This is a genomic window from Caenimonas sp. SL110, from assembly GCF_001044395.1.
GTDB lineage: Bacteria > Pseudomonadota > Gammaproteobacteria > Burkholderiales > Burkholderiaceae_C > Ramlibacter.
The window spans coordinates 36641-54367 of sequence record NZ_JANU01000007.1; the positions used below are offsets into that span (position 1 = coordinate 36641).

Annotated in this window: 17 protein-coding genes; 10 read left to right on the forward strand and 7 right to left on the reverse strand. The window is 62.4% G+C overall.

Annotated features, from left to right (window positions below):
• Positions 1-14 precede the first annotated feature (14 nt).
• Both AQ12_RS05020 and AQ12_RS05025 read left to right on the forward strand, forming a co-directional pair.
• Positions 15-1661: an acyl-CoA synthetase gene (locus AQ12_RS05020; RefSeq protein ID WP_048438784.1), complete on the forward strand. Its 1647-nt coding sequence runs from the start codon at positions 15-17 to the stop codon at positions 1659-1661.
• A 41-nt stretch (positions 1662-1702) separates the two neighbouring features.
• A complete protein-coding gene (locus tag AQ12_RS05025; protein WP_048438785.1) occupies positions 1703-2653 on the forward strand; it encodes a YihY/virulence factor BrkB family protein in 951 nt (316 codons plus the stop codon).
• Here AQ12_RS05025 and AQ12_RS05030 read toward each other — a convergent pair.
• The 3 genes from AQ12_RS05030 to AQ12_RS05040 all read right to left on the reverse strand — a co-directional run bounded on the left by AQ12_RS05030 (position 2640) and on the right by AQ12_RS05040 (position 6375).
• On the reverse strand, positions 2640-4487 hold the full coding sequence (locus AQ12_RS05030; RefSeq protein WP_152682674.1) for a gamma-glutamyltransferase family protein: 1848 nt from the start codon (positions 4485-4487) through the stop codon (positions 2640-2642). The two genes, AQ12_RS05025 and AQ12_RS05030, sit on opposite strands and share 14 nt — an antisense overlap.
• 16 nt (positions 4488-4503) lie before the next feature.
• A complete protein-coding gene (locus AQ12_RS05035; RefSeq protein ID WP_048438786.1) occupies positions 4504-5262 on the reverse strand; it encodes a 3-hydroxyacyl-CoA dehydrogenase in 759 nt (252 codons plus the stop codon).
• Between the two features lie 69 nt (positions 5263-5331).
• Complete coding sequence (locus AQ12_RS05040; protein WP_152682675.1) at positions 5332-6375, reverse strand: extracellular solute-binding protein; 1044 nt, start codon at positions 6373-6375, stop codon at positions 5332-5334.
• A 38-nt stretch (positions 6376-6413) separates the two neighbouring features.
• Here AQ12_RS05040 and AQ12_RS05045 point away from each other — a divergent pair, with 38 nt between their 5' ends.
• On the forward strand, positions 6414-7325 hold the full coding sequence (locus AQ12_RS05045; protein ID WP_238587652.1) for a patatin-like phospholipase family protein: 912 nt from the start codon (positions 6414-6416) through the stop codon (positions 7323-7325).
• 197 nt (positions 7326-7522) lie between these two features.
• Here the strand turns inward: AQ12_RS05045 and AQ12_RS05050 are convergent, their stop codons facing one another.
• On the reverse strand, positions 7523-8068 hold the full coding sequence (locus tag AQ12_RS05050) for a phasin family protein (protein WP_048438787.1): 546 nt from the start codon (positions 8066-8068) through the stop codon (positions 7523-7525).
• 189 nt (positions 8069-8257) lie between these two features.
• On the opposite strand from AQ12_RS05050, the gene AQ12_RS05055 reads away from it, so the two are divergent.
• From AQ12_RS05055 to AQ12_RS05080, 6 genes are all read left to right on the forward strand, one after another.
• Positions 8258-9187 (forward strand): histone deacetylase, encoded by a 930-nt coding sequence (locus AQ12_RS05055; RefSeq protein WP_048438788.1) that lies wholly within the window; start codon positions 8258-8260, stop codon positions 9185-9187.
• Positions 9184-9630 (forward strand): thioesterase family protein, encoded by a 447-nt coding sequence (locus tag AQ12_RS05060; RefSeq protein WP_048438789.1) that lies wholly within the window; start codon positions 9184-9186, stop codon positions 9628-9630. Before AQ12_RS05055 ends, AQ12_RS05060 begins: the two co-directional genes overlap by 4 nt.
• 80 nt (positions 9631-9710) lie before the next feature.
• Complete coding sequence (locus AQ12_RS05065) at positions 9711-11123, forward strand: sodium:proton antiporter (protein ID WP_048438790.1); 1413 nt, start codon at positions 9711-9713, stop codon at positions 11121-11123.
• A 1-nt stretch (position 11124) separates the two neighbouring features.
• Entirely contained in the window at positions 11125-12114 is a 990-nt protein-coding gene (locus AQ12_RS05070; RefSeq protein ID WP_048438791.1) for a D-glycerate dehydrogenase, read from the forward strand.
• Between the two features lies 1 nt (position 12115).
• The gene (locus AQ12_RS05075) at positions 12116-13453 is read left to right on the forward strand and encodes a DNA recombination protein RmuC (protein ID WP_048438792.1); all 1338 of its coding nucleotides are present in this window, start codon (positions 12116-12118) and stop codon (positions 13451-13453) included.
• On the forward strand, positions 13450-14613 hold the full coding sequence (locus AQ12_RS05080) for an MFS transporter (protein WP_238587653.1): 1164 nt from the start codon (positions 13450-13452) through the stop codon (positions 14611-14613). Before AQ12_RS05075 ends, AQ12_RS05080 begins: the two co-directional genes overlap by 4 nt.
• A gap of 9 nt (positions 14614-14622) precedes the next feature.
• Here the strand turns inward: AQ12_RS05080 and AQ12_RS05085 are convergent, their stop codons facing one another.
• Complete coding sequence (locus AQ12_RS05085; RefSeq protein ID WP_048438793.1) at positions 14623-15486, reverse strand: TIGR00730 family Rossman fold protein; 864 nt, start codon at positions 15484-15486, stop codon at positions 14623-14625.
• 143 nt (positions 15487-15629) lie between these two features.
• Between AQ12_RS05085 and AQ12_RS05090 the strand changes: the two genes are divergently transcribed.
• The gene (locus tag AQ12_RS05090; protein ID WP_152682676.1) at positions 15630-16211 is read left to right on the forward strand and encodes a hypothetical protein; all 582 of its coding nucleotides are present in this window, start codon (positions 15630-15632) and stop codon (positions 16209-16211) included.
• Positions 16212-16230: 19 nt separating this feature from the next.
• Here AQ12_RS05090 and AQ12_RS05095 read toward each other — a convergent pair whose 3' ends face one another.
• Both AQ12_RS05095 and efp read right to left on the reverse strand, forming a co-directional pair.
• Entirely contained in the window at positions 16231-17013 is a 783-nt protein-coding gene (locus AQ12_RS05095; protein ID WP_152682677.1) for a heme-dependent oxidative N-demethylase subunit alpha family protein, read from the reverse strand.
• Between the two features lie 69 nt (positions 17014-17082).
• Positions 17083-17637 (reverse strand): elongation factor P, encoded by a 555-nt coding sequence (gene efp / locus AQ12_RS05100; protein WP_048438796.1) that lies wholly within the window; start codon positions 17635-17637, stop codon positions 17083-17085.
• Positions 17638-17727: the final 90 nt, after the last annotated feature.

Genomic DNA, 17727 nt, shown 5'->3' on the forward strand with positions numbered 1-17727 from the left:
TCGGAGACAACGTGATGCCAGGCATTTTCGACCAGGACCTTCCGCGCAATGACGCGAACTACGCACAGCTGTCGCCGCTGTCGTTCATCGAGCGATGCGCCGAGGTCTATCCGGGGCGCCTTGCCATCGTGCATGGCGAGCTGCGGCGCAATTGGGGCCAGGTGTATTCGCGTTGCCGGCAGTTGGCCAGCGCGCTATCAACGCACGGCATCGCCAGGGGCGACACGGTGGCGGTGATGCTGCCCAACACGCCGCCCATGGTCGAGGCGCACTTCGGCATCCCCATGACGGGCGCGGTTCTCAATGCGCTCAATACGCGGCTCGACCCGGAGACCATCGCCTTCATGCTCGATCACGGCGAGGCGAAGGCGGTGATCGTCGATCCGGAGTTCGCGGGCGTCATGAAGAAGGCGATTGCGCTTCGCCAGAGCACCAGGCCCCTGCTGGTCATCGATGTGGACGACGCGGTTTACACCGGTACGGTCGAAAAAATCGGGAGCATCGGGTACGACGAATTCGTTGCGAGCGGTGATGTGAATTTTGCGTGGCAGATGCCTGCTGACGAATGGGACGCGATCGCGCTGAACTACACCAGTGGCACGACCGGCAACCCGAAGGGCGTGGTCTATCACCACCGCGGCGCGATGGCCAACGCGATCTCCAACATCCTCGAATGGGACATGCCCAAGCACGCGATCTACCTGTGGACGCTGCCGATGTTCCACTGCAATGGCTGGTGCTTTCCGTGGACCATCGCCGCCCGGGCGGGTGTCAATGTCTGCCTTCGCAAGGTCGAGGCGCGCGCGATCATCGATTCGATCAAGGCGCATGGCGTCACGCATTACTGCGGCGCGCCTATCGTGCACGGCTTGCTGGTGAACGCACCGGACGAAATGAAACAGGGCATGCCGCAGGGCGTGAAGGCGATGGTGGCGGGCGCCGCGCCTCCTGCTTCGATGATCGAGGGCATGGAGCGCATGGGCTTTGATCTCACGCATGTTTATGGTCTGACCGAGGTTTATGGGCCAGCGACGGTGTGTCCGAAGCACGACGAGTGGAACGAGCTGGACATCGGCGAGCGGGCGCGGCTCAACGCGCGTCAGGGCGTTCGATATCACCTGCAGCGCGATGCGCGCGTGATGGACGCCGAAACCATGCAGCCCGTGCCGCTGGATGGCGAGACCATGGGCGAGATCATGTTTCGCGGCAACATCACGATGAAGGGCTACCTGAAGAATCGCGCTGCAACCGAAGAAGCTTTCGCGGGCGGCTGGTTTCACACGGGCGACCTTGCCGTGCAGTACCCCGACGGGTACATCAAGATCAAGGATCGCAGCAAGGACATCATCATCTCGGGCGGCGAGAACATCTCTTCGATCGAGGTCGAGGATGTGCTGTATCGGCATCCCGATGTACTGGCAGCAGCGGTAGTGGCGCGGCCGGACGAGCGTTGGGGCGAGACGCCTTGCGCCTTCGTCGAGCTCAAGGCAGGTGCGACGACCCGGCCCGAAGACATCGTGGCGCACTGCAAGAAGCACCTCGCCGGTTTCAAGGTGCCCAGGGCCGTGGTGTTCGGTGAGCTGCCAAAGACGTCCACCGGCAAGATCCAGAAGTTCGAATTGCGAAAACTCGTGGGCTCCGCGACCGCCATCGACATCTGACCTCGCCACTGCTGAGCCAGTCGAAACGGCATACTCGGCGCATGCCTTTTCTCAGTCCGCAAGCCCTGCATGTGGTGGCCCATCCGGGTGCCTTCGCCTGGCGGGTCCTCAAGGGATTCAAAGCCAACCAGGGTCTACTGCTGGCAGGTGCTGTTGCGTATTACGCGCTGCTGTCTGTCGTGCCGCTGTTGATCCTGACGGTCATCGCTCTGTCGCACGTCATCGATCAGGCTGAGCTGTTGATGACGCTGGGCCGTTACCTGGAGTGGCTGATTCCCAATCAGGGAAGTGCGGTGGTCAAGGAACTGTCGAACTTTCTTGCGCATCGCGACGTGATCGGCGGGGTGCTGCTGGTGACGATGCTGTTTTTCAGTTCGCTCGCATTCACGGTGCTCGAGAACGCGATGTCGGTGATCTTCCTGCATCGCGTCGTGGTGCGGCGTCGCCGTTTCATTTTTTCCGTGTTGATGCCTTACCTGTACATCCTCTCGCTGGGGTTCGGCCTGCTGGTGATGACGCTTGTTTCGGGCAGCCTGCAGGCGATGGGTGAGGAGAGCATCGAGTTCCTCGGGCGCGAGTGGTCGCTGGAGGGGACCTCCGGGGTTCTCCTGTACCTGCTGGGGCTGTCGGGCGAAATTTTTGTGGTGACCTCGATCTACCTGGTCATGCCGGTGGGGCGCCTGTCGCTGCGGCACGCATTGCTGGGGGGCGTGACGGCCGCGCTGCTCTGGGAGATCACCAGACATGTGCTGGTGTGGTACTTCAGCACGCTCTCGCAGGTCAATGTGGTTTATGGATCGTTGACGACGGCGATTGTCGTGCTGCTGAGCCTGGAGATCGCCGCGACACTTTTACTGCTGGGTGCTCAGGTGATCTCGGAGTTCGAGCGGGTTGATTTGCCGCCAGAAGTGCCGCCGCCCAATCCCTTGCATACGGACGAAGTTGCAGTGGTGAAGCAACCTGACGACAAGGGGTTGATCAGTCGCCCATGACGACGCCTTCGCGGCGTGGGTCGGCGCCGCCGAACCATCCACCTGGCGTGCGCTGGATCGCCTGGAGGCCGCTTGGCATCGCAGCTTCGTGAACGTCTGCACCCCGCGCGCGCAGCGCCTCTATGGTGGCTGGCGGGAACCGGCCCGCTTCGAGCAGTGTGGGTCCGTTCATTGAGCCGAAGTTCGGCAGGTTGATCGCCTGTTGGGCGTCCAGTCCCCAGCTCAGCACGCCATAAAGCGTCTTGGCCGTGAAGTGAATGATGACCGCGCCGCCTGGGCTTCCGGCAGTCATGACCAGTTGGCCAGTGGCTTTGTCGAACACGAGCGTCGGCGACATCGACGAACGAGGGCGTTTGCCGGGCTGCACGCGATTGGCGACGAGACGCCCCTGGGCATCGGTGGGGGTGAAGCTGAAGTCGGTGAGCTGGTTGTTCAGCAGGAACCCGCCAGCGCCGCCGGTGGGGTTGACCATCACACGTGAGCCGAACTGCGCCTCGATGGTGGTGGTCATCGCGATGGCATTGCCCAATGCGTCGACGATGCTGATGTGCGAGGTGCCGTATTCCTCTTGTTCGGGCATCGGTGCGGCACCGGATCGGATGCCGCCAGGCAAGCCCGGCTGGGCGACCTTCATGCTTTGCGGCCCGACCCGTTTCGCCCGGTCGGCGAGATAGGCCGGATCGAGCAAGGTCATCCAGTTGCCGCCTGGCGCTGCCACGAAATCGGGGTCAGCGATGTACTGCGCGCGGTCGGCGTACGCCAGGCGTGAAGCTTCGGTGTAGAGGTGCAACCAGTTCGCGGCGGGCAATGCGTTGTCCAGCGCAATTGAATCGGCTTGCAGGTTTCCAAGGATGCCCAGGATCTGCCCGATGGTGATGGCGCCGGAACCCGGTGGAGGAAAGCCGCAGATCCGGTAGTCACGGGACTTCGCCCGGAAGTCGTGGCACAGGGGGGCGCGTTTTTTTGCCTGGTAGCGACTCATGTCAGCCAGTGAAAGCCGGCCGGGATGGATCGGATGGCTGCCTACCCGCTGCACGATGGCCTGTGCAATGGTGCCTTCGTGCAGGGCGTTGGCGCCTTCGGAGGCGATACGGCGCAGGACCGCCGCGTATTCGGGATTGCGAAGCAGGGTGCCGACCGCTTTCGCTTCGCCGCTGGATTCAAGGAAATAGGTTGCAGCTTGCGGGTCCTGCCTGAGCGCTGCGTCTGACTTGATGAGCGCATTGAGTCTCGGGCTGATGCGAAAGCCGTCTTCGGCCAGGGCGATGGCCGAATCGAAAAGCCTGCGCCACGGAAGTTTGCCGTGCTGCCGATGCGCCACTTCCAGCATGCGCATCACGCCCGGCGTACCCACGGAACGTCCGCCGGCAACGGCCTCGGCGAAGGGAATCGGCTTGCCTTCGGCGGTCAGGAAGAGCGTTTCGCTGACGGCGGCAGGCGCTGTCTCCCGCCCGTCGAAAGCCTCGACAGTCTTGCCGTCAAAGTGCAGCAGGAAGGCGCCGCCGCCGATGCCGCTGGACTGCGGCTCGACCAGCCCAAGGACCAGTTGCGTAGCAATCGCGGCGTCTATTGCGGAACCTCCGGCCTTGAGGATCTGGTAACCCGCTTGCGTCGCGAGCGGGTTCGCTGCAGCGACTGAAAATCGCGCAGTCGCCCAGCCTGGTTTTGCGGTGTAACCCGATGCAGCTTCGGGCTGGGTCGAACTGCTCGGGTGAAACAGGCCCTGCGGTGTCGCACACGCGGCAACCAGCAAGGCCGCAGCGAGTGAGGCGATCGCACCGAGGACCCGCGTGGGCGCTCTCACGGATGCGCGTTCGTTGAGAGCGCCGCGCACTTTGCGCACGCCTGCGTCAGCGAGGTGCGAGGCGGATCGCGCCGTCCAGGCGAATCACTTCGCCATTGAGCATGTCGTTTTCGAAAATGTGCTTCGCCAGCTTCGCGTAGTCCTCGGGCGTGCCCAGGCGCGACGGAAATGGAACGCTGGCCGCCAATGCATCCTGCACTTCTTTTGGCATGCCAAAGAGCATGGGGGTGCCGAAGATGCCGGGGGCAATCGTCATGTTGCGAATGCCATTGCGCGCGAGGTCACGCGCAATCGGAAGCGTCATACCGACCACACCACCCTTGGAGGCGCTGTACGCGGCCTGGCCGATCTGCCCGTCATAAGCGGCCACGGAAGCGGTAGAGATCATGCATCCGCGTTCGCCGGTGGCCTCGGGCTCGTTTTTGCACATGGCGTCGGCGGCCAGGCGAATCATGTTGAAGCTGCCGATCAGGTTGACCGTGATGGTCTTGCTGAAGGTGCCCAGCGAGTGTGCGCCGCTTTTGCCGACCGTCTTTTCTGCCGGGGCGATGCCCGCGCAGTTGACCAAGCCCATCAGCTTGCCCAGAGACACCGCCTTGGCGACGACAGCCTGTCCGTCGGCTTCCTGGCTCACGTCGCATTTGACGAAGACGCCGCCGACTTCCTTTGCGACGGCTTCGCCTTTTTCAACCTGCATGTCGGCGATGACGACCTTGCCGCCAGCGGCTGCCAGCATGCGCGCCGTGCCTTCACCGAGGCCCGAAGCGCCTCCGGTGACGATGTAAACCTTGCCCGAAATTTCCATGTGTTCCGCTCCTGGTTGGGATTGACCTTTACGTCAACGTCAACCGCATTATCGCGGACGGAAAGCGACTTACTTGAATCCGACGCGATCGAGCATCTGCTGGACCTTGACCGTGTTGGCACCGACCGCAGCCAGGGGAATGGTCTCGCTCTTGAAGTCTCCACCGGACATGGCCTTGAGCGCAGGGTTTGAAACTGCAACCCCCTTGGCAACGGGCCACTCATTGTTGCCGTTGGCGAAATAGTTTTGCGCATCGGCGCTTGCCAGGTACTCCAGGAATTTAACTGCGTTGGCAGGGTTCTTCGAGTGTCTGGCCATTGCACCCCCGGCAATGTTCATGTGGGTGCCCCAGCTCGCCTGATTGGGAAAGACGATCCCGACGCGCTCCATCAGTGCCCGATCTTCCGGATTGGTGGAGCGGATCATGCGAGCGATGTAGTAGGTGTTGCTCACCGCGATCTGGCACTCGCCCGACCCGACGCCCTTGATCTGGTCTGTGTCGCCGCCCTTGGGGTCGCGAGCGAGGTTGGCAACCATGCCCTTGAGCCACGCTTCGGCTTTTTGCTCGCCCAGATGCTCGGTGACTGCGCCGAAGAGCGACAAGTTGTAGGGGTGCGAACCAGAGCGGATGCAGACCTTGCCCTTGTTCTTGGGATCGGCGAGTTCTTCGTAGGTGTCCACATCCTCGCGCTTGACCTTGATCTTGTCGTACACGATGACACGACCGCGTGTGGAAAAGCCGAACCAGGTGGCGCCTTCTGGCGTTGCCTTGGCCCGGTATTGGGCGGGTATGACATCTTCGAGCAGTTTGGACTTCACGGGTCGGAACATGCCATCGACCTCACCCTTGTAGAGGCGGGCCGCGTCAACGAGCAGGATCACATCGGCCGGCGAAGCGGAACCCTCGGCCTTGAGACGCGCGAGAATGCCTGCGTCATCGGCGTCCACTCGGTTGATCTTGATGCCTGTCGACTTGGTGAAGTTGGCGTAGAGCGCCTCGTCGGTCGAGTAATGGCGCGCCGAGTAGAGGTTGAGCACCTGCTCCTGGGCTGAGGCTCCAGCCGAAAAGGTGAGCAGCGCGCACGCGAGGCCAACAGCTTTCTTGAACAACATGGAAATTCCTTGCGAAGTCAAAAATGGACAATAGGCAGATGATAAAGCAAACGCGAATCATTCTCATCTCAATGCTGATGGCCGGGTCATTCATCCTGGCCGGTTGCTCAACCCTGCGCGAGCCCCGGGAGCCAGAACCGCCGCCGGCGGTCCCGGTGGCTGCCAAGCGCCTACCGAAGCTGGGGCTGGCGCTCGGGGGTGGCGCCGCACGGGGATTTGCGCATGTGGGGGTGATCCAGGCCCTGGAGGAAGCCGGCATCAAGGCTGACCTGGTGGTAGGCACTTCGGCGGGCAGCCTGGTGGCTGCGCTCTACGCGAGCGGTCGCACGTCCTCGCAGCTCGTGCAGGTGTCCGAGTCCATGGAAGAGGCTGCGTTCACCGACTGGACCCTGCCGTTTTTCAGCCGGGGAATGCTTCGCGGTGATGCCCTGGGTCGCTATGTCAACACGCAGTTGCAGGGCAAGCTGATCGAGCAGATGCCCATGCCCCTGGGCATCGTCGCAACGGCGCTTCAAAGCGGGCAGGGCGTGTTGTTCCAGCGTGGGGATGCCGGGATGGCGGTGCGTGCTTCAAGCGCTGTGCCGGCGCTCTTCGTACCGGTCAAGATCGGCGGGCAGGAGTTCGTCGACGGCGGCCTGGTGTCGCCTGTGCCCGTGCGTTATGCGCGGCAAATGGGGGCTGAACTGGTGATTGCCGTCGATATATCGAGCGCGCCAGAGGGCAATCCTTCTGCCGATACCTTGCAGATCCTGATGCAGACGTTTGCCATCATGGGCAAGAGCATCAACAGCCACGAACTGCGCGAAGCAGACATCGTGGTGCGCCCTGCGCTGGCGGGTGTCGGCGGTGCCGATTTCGCGGCGCGCCGCCGGTCCATCGACGCGGGTAGGGTCGCGATGCAGCGCCTGATTCCGCAATTGAAGGCCGCGATGGAAGCGAAGTCGCATTGATGCGGCAATAAAAAAAGCCCCGATCTTGCGACCGGGGCTTGAAGGATCCCTGAACCAGTGAAGGTGCCGAAAGGACCCGAGGAGACAACCAGTAGAACTTGCGTTCAGTGAACACGAGTTTCGGACAGATGCTCCGTGATTTGTAGAGGTCCTGCTCAACTAAGAGCGCGAACCTGTGAACGATTTAGCGCAAGGGCTTAGCGCTTCTTCGCAGTCGTGGTCTTGGCAGCGTTGACGGCCTGGCTTGCGACTGCGTTGAAATTGGCTTCAGCGACATCGGATGCCTGCTTCACAGCCTTTTGCACGGATTCCAGGGCGTTGTTGCCAGCGGCAACGGCGCTCTTGAACACGGCGACTGCGGTTTCGCTGCCTGCAGGGGCGTTCTTGGCTGCGTTGTCGACGACCGACAGGAACTTTTTCTGGGCTTCAGCGGCCTGCACTTCGAATGCCTTGCCGAATTCAGCGCCCGTGCCCGATGCGATATCGCGAACGTGGCCGAAGTAAGCAGCGGTCTTGGCTGCGAGGGGTTCCGACATGGCGGCGAAGAGAGCCAGCAGTTCTTGCGGGTCCTTGGCTGCGAGAACAGCTTGCGTGGTGCCCGATGCTTCGGTCAGGGCAGCTTTGGAAGCCGTGAGGTTCAGTTCGACGAGCTTTTCGACGCCTTCGAATGCCTTGCCGGACAGGCCGAACAGGGTTTCGATGGAAGCTTTTTGCGAGGCCAGGACTTGTTCAGCGGTCAACATAGATTTTCTCCGGTAGTTTGGGTGCAGATCGGGTGAGGATCGGTTTTACTGCGCCGTTTTGTTGCAGTGCAGCATGGGTTGAAGTATAGGGGGCTGCAAAGGTATTGCAAGCAGTTTTTGGTGCAACGCAGCATTCTGGAGAAGCCCGCCTAGAAACCGGTTTCGCAAGGGGCACCCACAATCGGCTGGATGAAGGTTTTCTACGCCACGCAGTTCGTATTGCGGTTGCCGCAAGGGCATCGATTCCCGATGGCAAAGTACCAGTTGCTGCGCGACAGGCTGGCTGATGAGCTGCCCGAAGTCGAGCTTGCGCAGGCCTTGCCCGCCACGGATGGGCAGCTGGCGCTCGTGCATACGCCGACATATATCGATGCAATCTCCAATGGAACTGTGGACCCCAAAGTCATGCGCGAAATCGGGTTTCCCTGGAGCGACGCGATGTCCGATCGGGCCAGGCGGTCTGTGGGTGCGACCGTTGCGGCTTGCCGTGCGGCGTTCCAGGAGGGAATCGCCGCCAACATCGCGGGTGGCACGCATCACGCCTATGCGGACAAGGGCGCAGGCTTTTGCGTGTTCAACGACGCCGCGGTTGCGTCGCGTCTCATGCAGGCCGAGTGGGGGCGGCGGGGGAATCGACCGCTTCGCGTTGCAATCATCGACCTGGACGTTCACCAGGGCAACGGAACCGCACATGTCTTTCGCAGCGACGACTCGGTCTTCACGCTGTCCGTCCACGGGCAGAAGAACTTTCCGTTTCGCAAGGAGGCGAGCGATCTTGATGTGGATCTGCCCGATGGCTGTGCGGACGACCAATACCTTCATGCGCTCGAAGTGGCGCTGTTCGAGCTGGAGCAGCGGTTCGAGCCTGGTCTCGTGATCTACCTGGCCGGCGCCGACCCGCATGAGGGTGATCGGCTGGGCCGCCTCAAATTGACCTGGGATGGCCTGGAGGCGCGTGACCGGCGGGTGTTCGACTGGGCGTGGCAAAGGCGCATACCCCTGGCTTTTGCGATGGCTGGCGGCTACGGCGAGCGTATTGAAGACACGGTGCAGGTTCAGGTGAACACGTTCAAGGTTGCCTGCGAATACGCGGCGCGCTGGCAGAATCTGGCGCGATGAGCGACTCTCTATCAACCAAGCCCCAGCCTGAGCATCGAACGGCGTACAAGGTGTTCCGCACCATCGGCACACGCTGGATGGACAACGACGCCTACGGTCATGTCAACAACGTCGTGTACTACAGCTGGTTCGACACGGCCGTCAACGCCCACCTCATCGAGCAGGGTGCGCTTGACATCCAGCACGGCGAAACGATCGGGCTGGTCATTGAAACCCAGTGCAACTACTTTGCTGCGCTGGAGTTTCCCCACCCCATCGAGGCAGGATTGCGCGTTGCCCATGTGGGCAAGTCGAGCGTGCGCTATGAAGTCGGAATCTTCGCTGTGGGTGAGCCGATGACAGCCGCGAAGGGTCATTTCGTGCACGTCTATGTCGATCGCACCACACGCAGACCTGCCGAGCTTGCGCAGCGGCTGCGCCAGGTGCTCGAGGCGCTGCGCTAGGACTCAGGACTTCCCGGAACGCGAATCGGGGCTCGTTCGTCCAAACAGCGGCGGTTATGCTCGGTTTACGGAGAACAAGAATGAATCCAGCATTATCGCGAGCCCTGGCCGGCGCGCTTGTCATGGGCCCGCAAATCGCACACGCGGCCGATATGGATGGGCGTTTGCTCGGGCCCATGTGGGGTATTCCTTTTGCGGGGCTTCTGCTTTGCATTGCGTTGATGCCACTTCTCGCGCCGTCGTTCTGGCACCACCACTTCGGCAAGGTGGCGGCGGGCTGGGGCTTGGCGTTTCTGGTGCCCTTTGCGATCCAGTGGGGAGTGGGACCGGCATGGGTGAGCGTGGTTCATGCGCTTTTGGCGGAGTACCTGCCGTTCGTCATCTTGCTCACGGCGCTCTACACCGTGTCCGGCGGCATCCACATACGCGGAAATCTTCACGGCAGCCCGGGGTTGAACACGGCCATTCTTGCGATTGGCGCCGTGCTGGCCAGCCTGATGGGCACGACCGGCGCATCGATGCTGCTCATCCGTCCGCTCATTCGAGCCAACGACAACCGACAGCACGCGGCGCATATCGTCGTCTTCTTCATCTTCATTGTTTCCAATGCCGGGGGCTCGTTGACGCCGCTGGGCGATCCTCCGCTTTTTCTGGGCTTCCTCAAGGGGGTGGAGTTCTTCTGGACGGTGAAATACATCTTCCCCGAGACCCTGTTCCTGGTGGGCTCGCTGCTCGTGATCTTCTACGTGATGGACAGCTGGTATTACCACCGGCGCGAAGAGATTCTGCCGGTTGACCCGACCCCCGATTCACCGCGCCTGGGCTTCGACGGCGCGCGCAATTTCTTCTTGCTGGCAGGCGTCGTGGGCCTGGTGCTGCTGAGCGGCTTGTGGAAGTCGCCGGTGACGTTCAATCTGTCGGGCACGGAAATCGGCCTTCCGGGACTCGTACGCGATGCCGGTTTGCTGGTCATCACCATCTTGTCGCTCAGGATCACGCCCACTTCGGTTCATGCAGACAACCAGTTTGGCTGGGGACCCATGCTGGAAGTCGCCAAGCTCTTTGCCGGCATCTTCCTGACCATCATCCCGGTGATCGCGATGCTGCGCGCCGGCGTGGATGGGCCATTCGGTGCCATCGTCTCCGCGGTCACCCGACCGGACGGATCGCCCAATCCCCTCATGTATTTCTGGGCGACCGGCGTACTCAGCTCCTTCCTGGACAACGCGCCGACGTACCTGGTTTTCTTCAACACCGCAGGTGGAGACGCAGTGCGCCTGATGACGGAACTTGCTCCCACACTCGCCGCCATTTCCGCAGGTTCGGTCTTCATGGGTGCCAACACGTATATCGGCAACGCGCCGAACCTCATGGTCAAAGCCATTGCCGAAGACAGGGGCGTCAGGATGCCCAGCTTCTTTGGTTACATGGCCTGGTCCGGACTGATCCTCTTGCCGCTTTTCTTCATCATCACCCTCATCTGGTTTAAGTAACATGAACAAGCCACGCATCCTCGTCGCACGGTCGGTTTTTCCTGAAGTCATCGAAAAGCTGCAGCAGTTCTTCGACGTTGAACACAATCAGGCCGACGAACAGTGGACCAAGCAGCAACTCGGCGAAAAGCTGCACGACAAGGTCGGCGCGTTCACCACCGGCGGCGAACGCATTGACGCGCAGACGCTCGCCGCAGCGCCGGCCCTCAAGATCTGCGCGAACATGGCCGTGGGCTACAACAACTTCGATGTGCCGGCGATGACGCAGCGCGGTGTGCTCGCGACCAATACGCCAGATGTCCTGACCGAAACCACCGCCGACTTCGGCTTCGCGCTTTTGATGGCCACCGCGCGGCGGATTTCTGAGAGCGAACATTTCCTGCGCGCCGGAAAGTGGGGCAAGTGGAGCTATGACATGTTCGCCGGCAGTGATGTGCATGGTTCCACACTCGGCATTCTCGGCATGGGCCGCATCGGGCAGGGCATCGCGCGACGTGGGGCGCACGGCTTTGGCATGAATGTGATCTATCACAACCGCTCGCGCCTGTCGGCTGAACTCGAAGGCGAGTGCAAGGCCCGCTATGTCACCAAAGAGGAGCTGTTGCGCACGGCCGACCACCTGGTGCTCGTGTTGCCGTATTCAGCCGAGTCCCATCACACGATAGGCGCTGCGGAGCTTTCGCAGATGAAACCCACCGCGACGCTCGTGAACATTGCGCGTGGCGGCATCGTCGATGATGCCGCCCTGGCCAAAGCACTGCGCGACCGGACGATTGCGGCGGCAGGCCTTGATGTGTTCGAGGGGGAGCCCAAGGTGCATCCCGATCTGTTGACGGTGCCTAACGTCGTGCTGACCCCGCACATTGCCAGCGCTACCGTGCCGACACGCCTGGCGATGGCGCAACTGGCTGCAGACAACCTGATTGGCTTCCTTGTGCATGGCAAACCGCTCACGCCACTGAACCCTGACGTGTTGAAGGCGGGTGCCTGATTTGGAAATCTGGCTGCTCATTGCGCTGGCGATCGTCAACGCGGTTGTGGTCTTTGTGCTGCTGATGCGCAAGCCTGCGGCTGATGATGCAGCGCGCCAGGAACTGCTCGCCGCCAACGAACGCATGGAGCGCGAACTGCGCCGCGAGATCAGCGAGTCATCTCGTGGCGCGCGCACCGAGCTGACCCACACACTGGCAACGTTCCAGGATGCCGTCGTGCGACAGGGCGCCGAAGCCACGCGCACGCAGAACATCCAGATCGACGCATTCGCCCAGCAACTCACGCTGCTGCAAAAAAGTCTCTCGGACACCTTGTCGGTACAGCTGCAGAGCCTGGGCGAATCGAACGCGCGGCGTCTGGGCGAAGTGCGCGCAACGCTGGATGCCCAGCTTGCCCAGTTGCAGCAGACCAACTCGGCCAAGCTCGACGAGATGCGCAAGACGGTCGATGAGAAGCTGCAGACGACGCTGGAGACGCGCCTGGGCGAAAGTTTCAAGCAGGTCGCCGATCGCCTGGAGCAGGTGCACAAGGGCCTGGGCGAGATGCAGTCGCTCGCCCAGGGCGTGGGCGACTTGCAGCGCGTTCTGACGAACGTGAAGACGCGCGGCATGTTTGGCGAAGTCCAACTCGAGGCTTTGCTGGAACAGGTCCTGACCAGCGAGCAGTACGCCAAGCAAGTTGAAACCAAACCGCGCAGCAACCAGCGCGTGGATTTCGCGGTGAAGTTTCCGGGCCGCAGCGCCGATGGAACTCCAGTCTGGCTGCCGATCGATGCCAAGTTTCCGCGCGACGATTACGAGCGATTGCTCGACGCCCACGACCGAGCCGATGCGGCAGCTGCCGACATCGCAGCCCGCGCCCTTGAATCGCGAATCCGCACCGAGGCCAGGTCGATCGCCGAGAGCTACCTGTGCCCCCCGCACACCACCGACTTCGCGATCCTGTTCCTGCCCATCGAGAGCCTCTACGCGGAGGTGCTTCGCCGCCCCGGCCTCATGGACAGCCTGCAGCGGGATTACCGCGTGACGCTCGCAGGCCCGACGACCTTGCTGGCGATGCTCAACAGCCTGCACATGGGGTTTCGCACGCTTGCGCTTGAGCAGCAGGCTTCGGAAGTCTGGCGGGTGCTGGGCGCGGTCAAGACCGAGTTCGAACGCTACGGCACCTGGGTGGAGAAGATCCGCGACCAGGTGCGCAAGGCTTCGGATACGCTGGACACGGCGCAGACGCGAACCAACCAGATGCGCCGCGCGCTGAAGGTTGTGGAGGCGCTGCCGCAAGAGCAGGCCCAGGCGCTGCTACCGCCAGCTGACGAAGGGGACGACGGCCCGCCATGATGGGACTCGACCCGGCGCTGGCGCGGCTGATCGGCGGCCACGTCTTCCTGCACACGACGATGGCAGGGGTGCGGCTTGCGGCCCCCTTGCTGGCGCTGCGCGAAGGCTACAGTGCAGCGGCGGTCGGCGTCTTGCTTGCGCTATTTGCCCTGACACAGGTGTTCCTGTCGCTGCCTGCAGGTCGATTTGCCGACCGGCACGGTTTGAAGCGGCCGGTTTCGTATTGCGTGTTCGCCTCTTGCGCCGGTGCGGGCCTCGCGGCCGCGTTTCCGAACTTTTTGGTGCTGTGTCTGGCCGCGCTGCTGACCGGAGGCGCGACAGGCGCGGCATCGATCGCGATCCAGCGGCACGTCGGGCGCGCTGCTGGCGATTCGACCCGGCGGCGGCAGGTGTTTTCCTGGCTGTCGATAGGACCGGCGTTTTCCAATTTCCTGGGCCCCTTTGCAGCCGGCCTCATGATCGACCATGCGGGGTTTCGCTGGGCATTCCTGCTGATGGCTTTTGCGCCTGTCGCGTCCTGGCTGTTCATCCGCAAGACGAAGGAGCTGGAGCCGGTGGTGCCCAGGGAGGGCGACCACAAGAACCGCGCCTGGGACCTGATGCGTGACGCGCGGTTTCGGCGGCTGCTGCTGGTGAACTGGTTTCTCTCGTCGTGCTGGGATGTGCACACCTTCGTGGTTCCGGTGCTGGGACACGAGCGGGGAATTTCAGCGTCTGTGATCGGATCGATCCTGGGCGCGTTTGCCATCGCTGCTGCGTTGATCCGGGTTGTCTTGCCCATGGTCGCTGCACACCTGCGCGAGTGGGCTGTGGTGGCCAGCGCGATGGTTGCGACGGCGGTCCTTTTCGGCATCTATCCGTTCATGCATTCGGCCCTCGCAATGGGCCTGTGTTCGGTCATGCTGGGCTTCGCGCTGGGGACCGTGCAGCCGATGATCATGAGCAGCCTGCACCAGATCACGCCCGAGCACCGTCATGGCGAAGCGCTGGCGATGCGCCTGATGGCGATCAATGCCTCCAGCGTCGCCATGCCAATCCTGTTCGGCCTGACCGGTGCGGTGATCGGCATTTCCGGCGTGTTCTGGTTCACCGGCGCCGTCGTAGGTGCGGGCGCCCGCCTGGCCGTGAAGATGCGCAATGACTCAGCGCCCCAGGCGTGAGCCAGCGCATCAGAGCCGGTAGAACTCCTTGATCATCTCCCAGGCCTCTGCGGGATCGTCGCAGTAGCGAAACAGCTCCAGGTCTGCTTCGGAGATGACGCCTTCTTCGATCAGCACGTCGAAGTTGATGAGGCGCTTCCAGTAGTCGGTCCCAAAAAGCACGATCGGAACCTGCTTGGCTTTTCTCGTCTGCACGAGCGTGATGACTTCGAACAATTCGTCGAGCGTGCCGAAGCCGCCGGGAAACGCGACCAGCGCCTTGGCACGCATCATGAAATGCATCTTGCGCAGCGCGAAGTAATGGAACTTGAATGAGAGCGCAGGCGTGACGTATGGATTGGCCGCTTCTTCCATTGGCAGCGCGATGGCCAGGCCGACGCTGATGCCGTCACCTTCGTGCGCGCCGCGATTGGCGCCTTGCATGATCCCGGGCCCGCCGCCGGTGCAGATGAAAAGCATGTCGCGCGGCTCCTTGCCCTGGCTGTATTGCGCGACGAGCTTGCCGAAGGCGCGGGCCTTTTCGTAGTAGTGCGAGTTGCGTGCGAGGGCGCGCGCGCGGCGAATCTGCGCTTCGTCACCCGAGGCCTGGGCCGCCACGACCATTGCCGCAGCCTCTTCGTCGCTGCGAAACCGGGCGCTGCCAAAAACCACGATGGTGTTTTCGATGCCCATCGCCTGCTGCTCCAGGTCGGGTTTGAGCAGTTCGAGCTGGAAGCGGATGCCGCGTGTCTCGCGCCTGAGCAGAAACTCGGGGTCGGCGAATGCGAGGCGGCTCGCGTCCGGGTCCAGCGGCAGCCCCTCGGTTGAATGCGCGTGAAGGGTCGCCCAGGCGTCGGCCAGTCGTCGGTCGTGAATGTTGCGTGTAGATGCCATGAGCGCATTTTGCGTTACTGGCCAGCTCATCTTCCGCTATCCTAGCGCCGACAACGATGGGGGCTCAGGTGGAAGAGAGCGGATTTCACGTTCTGCTGGACGGTGCGCGGGTGGGGCCTTACGACCGCCGGACCATTGTCGGCATGCGAATAAAAAAGACATTGACGAGCGGCCATGTGCTGGTTGCCAGCAATGGCGCGCAGCTGACCGTTGCCGAGCTGATTGGTCAACCGCCGGCTGAGCGCTTCAATGCGACAAAGAGCGGCGTGTTTTCGGTCGTGCGCGCCACCTACAGTGCCGCGTTGATCGCGGCCGACCGGCGGGGAATTCCCGTTCCCTCGTTCCAGGGCGAAATCGAGGCCCGGGTCCAGAGTGATGTGCTGCGACTGGCAGGACGCTTTCGCAAAGGGCTGGGCACGCACGAAGGCCGCATCAAGATCCCGCTGGCGGATGTGGTTCAGACCCGGGTCAGGGGCACCATCGTCGAGATGTGGCTTCGCAACGAGGGCGAGAAGAAGCAGCAGCGCATCGCGATGGAAATGTTCACCGCGGCAGTGGCGGCTGAAATGATCACCTGGTTCCCCAATGCGATCCCATTGGCTGAATCGGGCAGCCGCGTGCCAGATGGGAAGGCATCGCAAAATGGGCTCTGGGTCGCAATCGCCTCCATCGCGCTCGTTCTTGGCGTGATGCTGATGGTGCTTCTATGGCCGCGGGTCTATTGACCAGGCCGTCGCCCAGCCATCAGTCGGCCCGCGAATCCAGCCAGCGCAGCAAGGGGGCGCGCGCGCCGCGCAGCCCTTTGTAATCCAGTACAGCGTCGGACATCGAAGCCAGGCTATCGCGCAGGCGCCCGGCATCCTCGCGGCTTGCAACCGCTTCCACCAGCGGTTGCAGCATCACCCGGATCGTGAACACTGACTGGCGCGTGCCTTGCCCAACCGGGAAGAAGCACTGCCGCTCGGCCCTGAGCCAGCACGCAGCTGCAAATCCACCGTCATCCAGCAAGGCGGGCCACGGCGTGCGCGAGTGGCGCATGGGGTGCTGGTCATAACGGGGCGAGGGCGTCAGCGTCCAGACGAAGCGCTCCCAGCATTGGCCACCGGTTGCCAGGGCCACCAGATGCTGCGATGCCGCAACGATGGTGGCGCTGTCTGCAACGGGCGCATGCAGCGCTGCGAAGTCCAGGCCGAGCTTTTCTTCGGGGGCCCAGTGGGAGGGCACGCAAACACAAAGCCAGGGGAGCCTTCCCGTCTCGCCATCGAGGACGGCGAAGTCCTCTTCGTAGGCCAGTTCGGGCGTGGTCGGGTCGCCATGCCCGCGGGCCGCAATGGCGCGCAGGGCGGGGGTCGGATCGAATCCGGCCAGGTGCTGGCGCGACTTGCCGCTCTCCACCGCAGCCTGCTTTTCCTGGTAGAGCCGGCTGCCAGGCTGCAAGGGCGTCAACTGCAACTCATCGTCAGCCAGACGCCGAAGCCCTGGCTGCATGCGAAACGGGACGGCGATCTGGCTGAGCTTGAAGTCCATGACGGGATGCAGAAAGAACAAAGGCCCCTTGCGGAGCCCTTGAGTTTGTGAAGCCGGTGGGCTCGCGCGTCAGACGCGGCGGCGATATTCGCCGGTGCGCGTGTCGATTTCGACCTTGTCGCCCTGGGCCACGAAAATCGGCACGCCGATTTCAAAGCCGGTTGCCAGCTTGGCGGGCTTGAGAACCTTGCCCGATGTATCGCCCTTGACGGCCGGCTCGGTCCAGGTGATTTCACGTTCGACGCTGGTGGGCAGTTCGACCGAGATGGCCTTGCCGTCATAGAACACCACTTCGGCGGGCATGCCTTCTTCAAGGTAATTGAGCGAGTCGCCCATGTTTTCTGCCTCGACTTCGTACTGGTTGTACTCGGAGTCCATCCAGACATACATCGGGTCGGCGAAGTAGGAGTACGTGCAGTCCTTCTTGTCCAGGATGATCTGGTCCATCTTGTCGTCGGCCTTGAACACGACTTCGGTGTTGAAGTTGGCAATCAGGCTCTTGAGCTTCATGCGGACGGTGGCTGCATTGCGCCCACCGCGTGCGTATTCGGTTTTCAGGACAACCATCGGGTCCTTGCCGTGCATGATGACGTTGCCTGCGCGGATTTCTTGAGCGATTTTCATGGCCAGTATGTGCGTGCTGTGTTGGTGTGAAGTAGGTCCGCTGGCGGGCGTTCGTCGCGCTGGCAGCGTTGTAAGCGTCGTTGGGGCCAT

What these genes read in the sequence shown, in the direction of transcription:
- AQ12_RS05020 (WP_048438784.1), top strand. Translation starts at nt 15, where the DNA reads ATGCCAGGCATTTTCGACCAGGACCTTCCGCGCAATGACGCGAACTAC.
- AQ12_RS05025 (WP_048438785.1), top strand. Translation starts at nt 1,703, where the DNA reads ATGCCTTTTCTCAGTCCGCAAGCCCTGCATGTGGTGGCCCATCCGGGT.
- AQ12_RS05035 (WP_048438786.1), bottom strand. Translation starts at nt 5,262, where the DNA reads ATGGAAATTTCGGGCAAGGTTTACATCGTCACCGGAGGCGCTTCGGGC.
- AQ12_RS05040 (WP_152682675.1), bottom strand. Translation starts at nt 6,375, where the DNA reads ATGTTGTTCAAGAAAGCTGTTGGCCTCGCGTGCGCGCTGCTCACCTTT.
- AQ12_RS05045 (WP_238587652.1), top strand. Translation starts at nt 6,414, where the DNA reads ATGATAAAGCAAACGCGAATCATTCTCATCTCAATGCTGATGGCCGGG.
- AQ12_RS05050 (WP_048438787.1), bottom strand. Translation starts at nt 8,068, where the DNA reads ATGTTGACCGCTGAACAAGTCCTGGCCTCGCAAAAAGCTTCCATCGAA.
- AQ12_RS05055 (WP_048438788.1), top strand. Translation starts at nt 8,258, where the DNA reads ATGAAGGTTTTCTACGCCACGCAGTTCGTATTGCGGTTGCCGCAAGGG.
- AQ12_RS05060 (WP_048438789.1), top strand. Translation starts at nt 9,184, where the DNA reads ATGAGCGACTCTCTATCAACCAAGCCCCAGCCTGAGCATCGAACGGCG.
- AQ12_RS05065 (WP_048438790.1), top strand. Translation starts at nt 9,711, where the DNA reads ATGAATCCAGCATTATCGCGAGCCCTGGCCGGCGCGCTTGTCATGGGC.
- AQ12_RS05070 (WP_048438791.1), top strand. Translation starts at nt 11,125, where the DNA reads ATGAACAAGCCACGCATCCTCGTCGCACGGTCGGTTTTTCCTGAAGTC.
- AQ12_RS05080 (WP_238587653.1), top strand. Translation starts at nt 13,450, where the DNA reads ATGATGGGACTCGACCCGGCGCTGGCGCGGCTGATCGGCGGCCACGTC.
- AQ12_RS05085 (WP_048438793.1), bottom strand. Translation starts at nt 15,486, where the DNA reads ATGGCATCTACACGCAACATTCACGACCGACGACTGGCCGACGCCTGG.
- AQ12_RS05090 (WP_152682676.1), top strand. Translation starts at nt 15,630, where the DNA reads ATGCGAATAAAAAAGACATTGACGAGCGGCCATGTGCTGGTTGCCAGC.
- AQ12_RS05095 (WP_152682677.1), bottom strand. Translation starts at nt 17,013, where the DNA reads ATGGACTTCAAGCTCAGCCAGATCGCCGTCCCGTTTCGCATGCAGCCA.
- efp (WP_048438796.1), bottom strand. Translation starts at nt 17,637, where the DNA reads ATGAAAATCGCTCAAGAAATCCGCGCAGGCAACGTCATCATGCACGGC.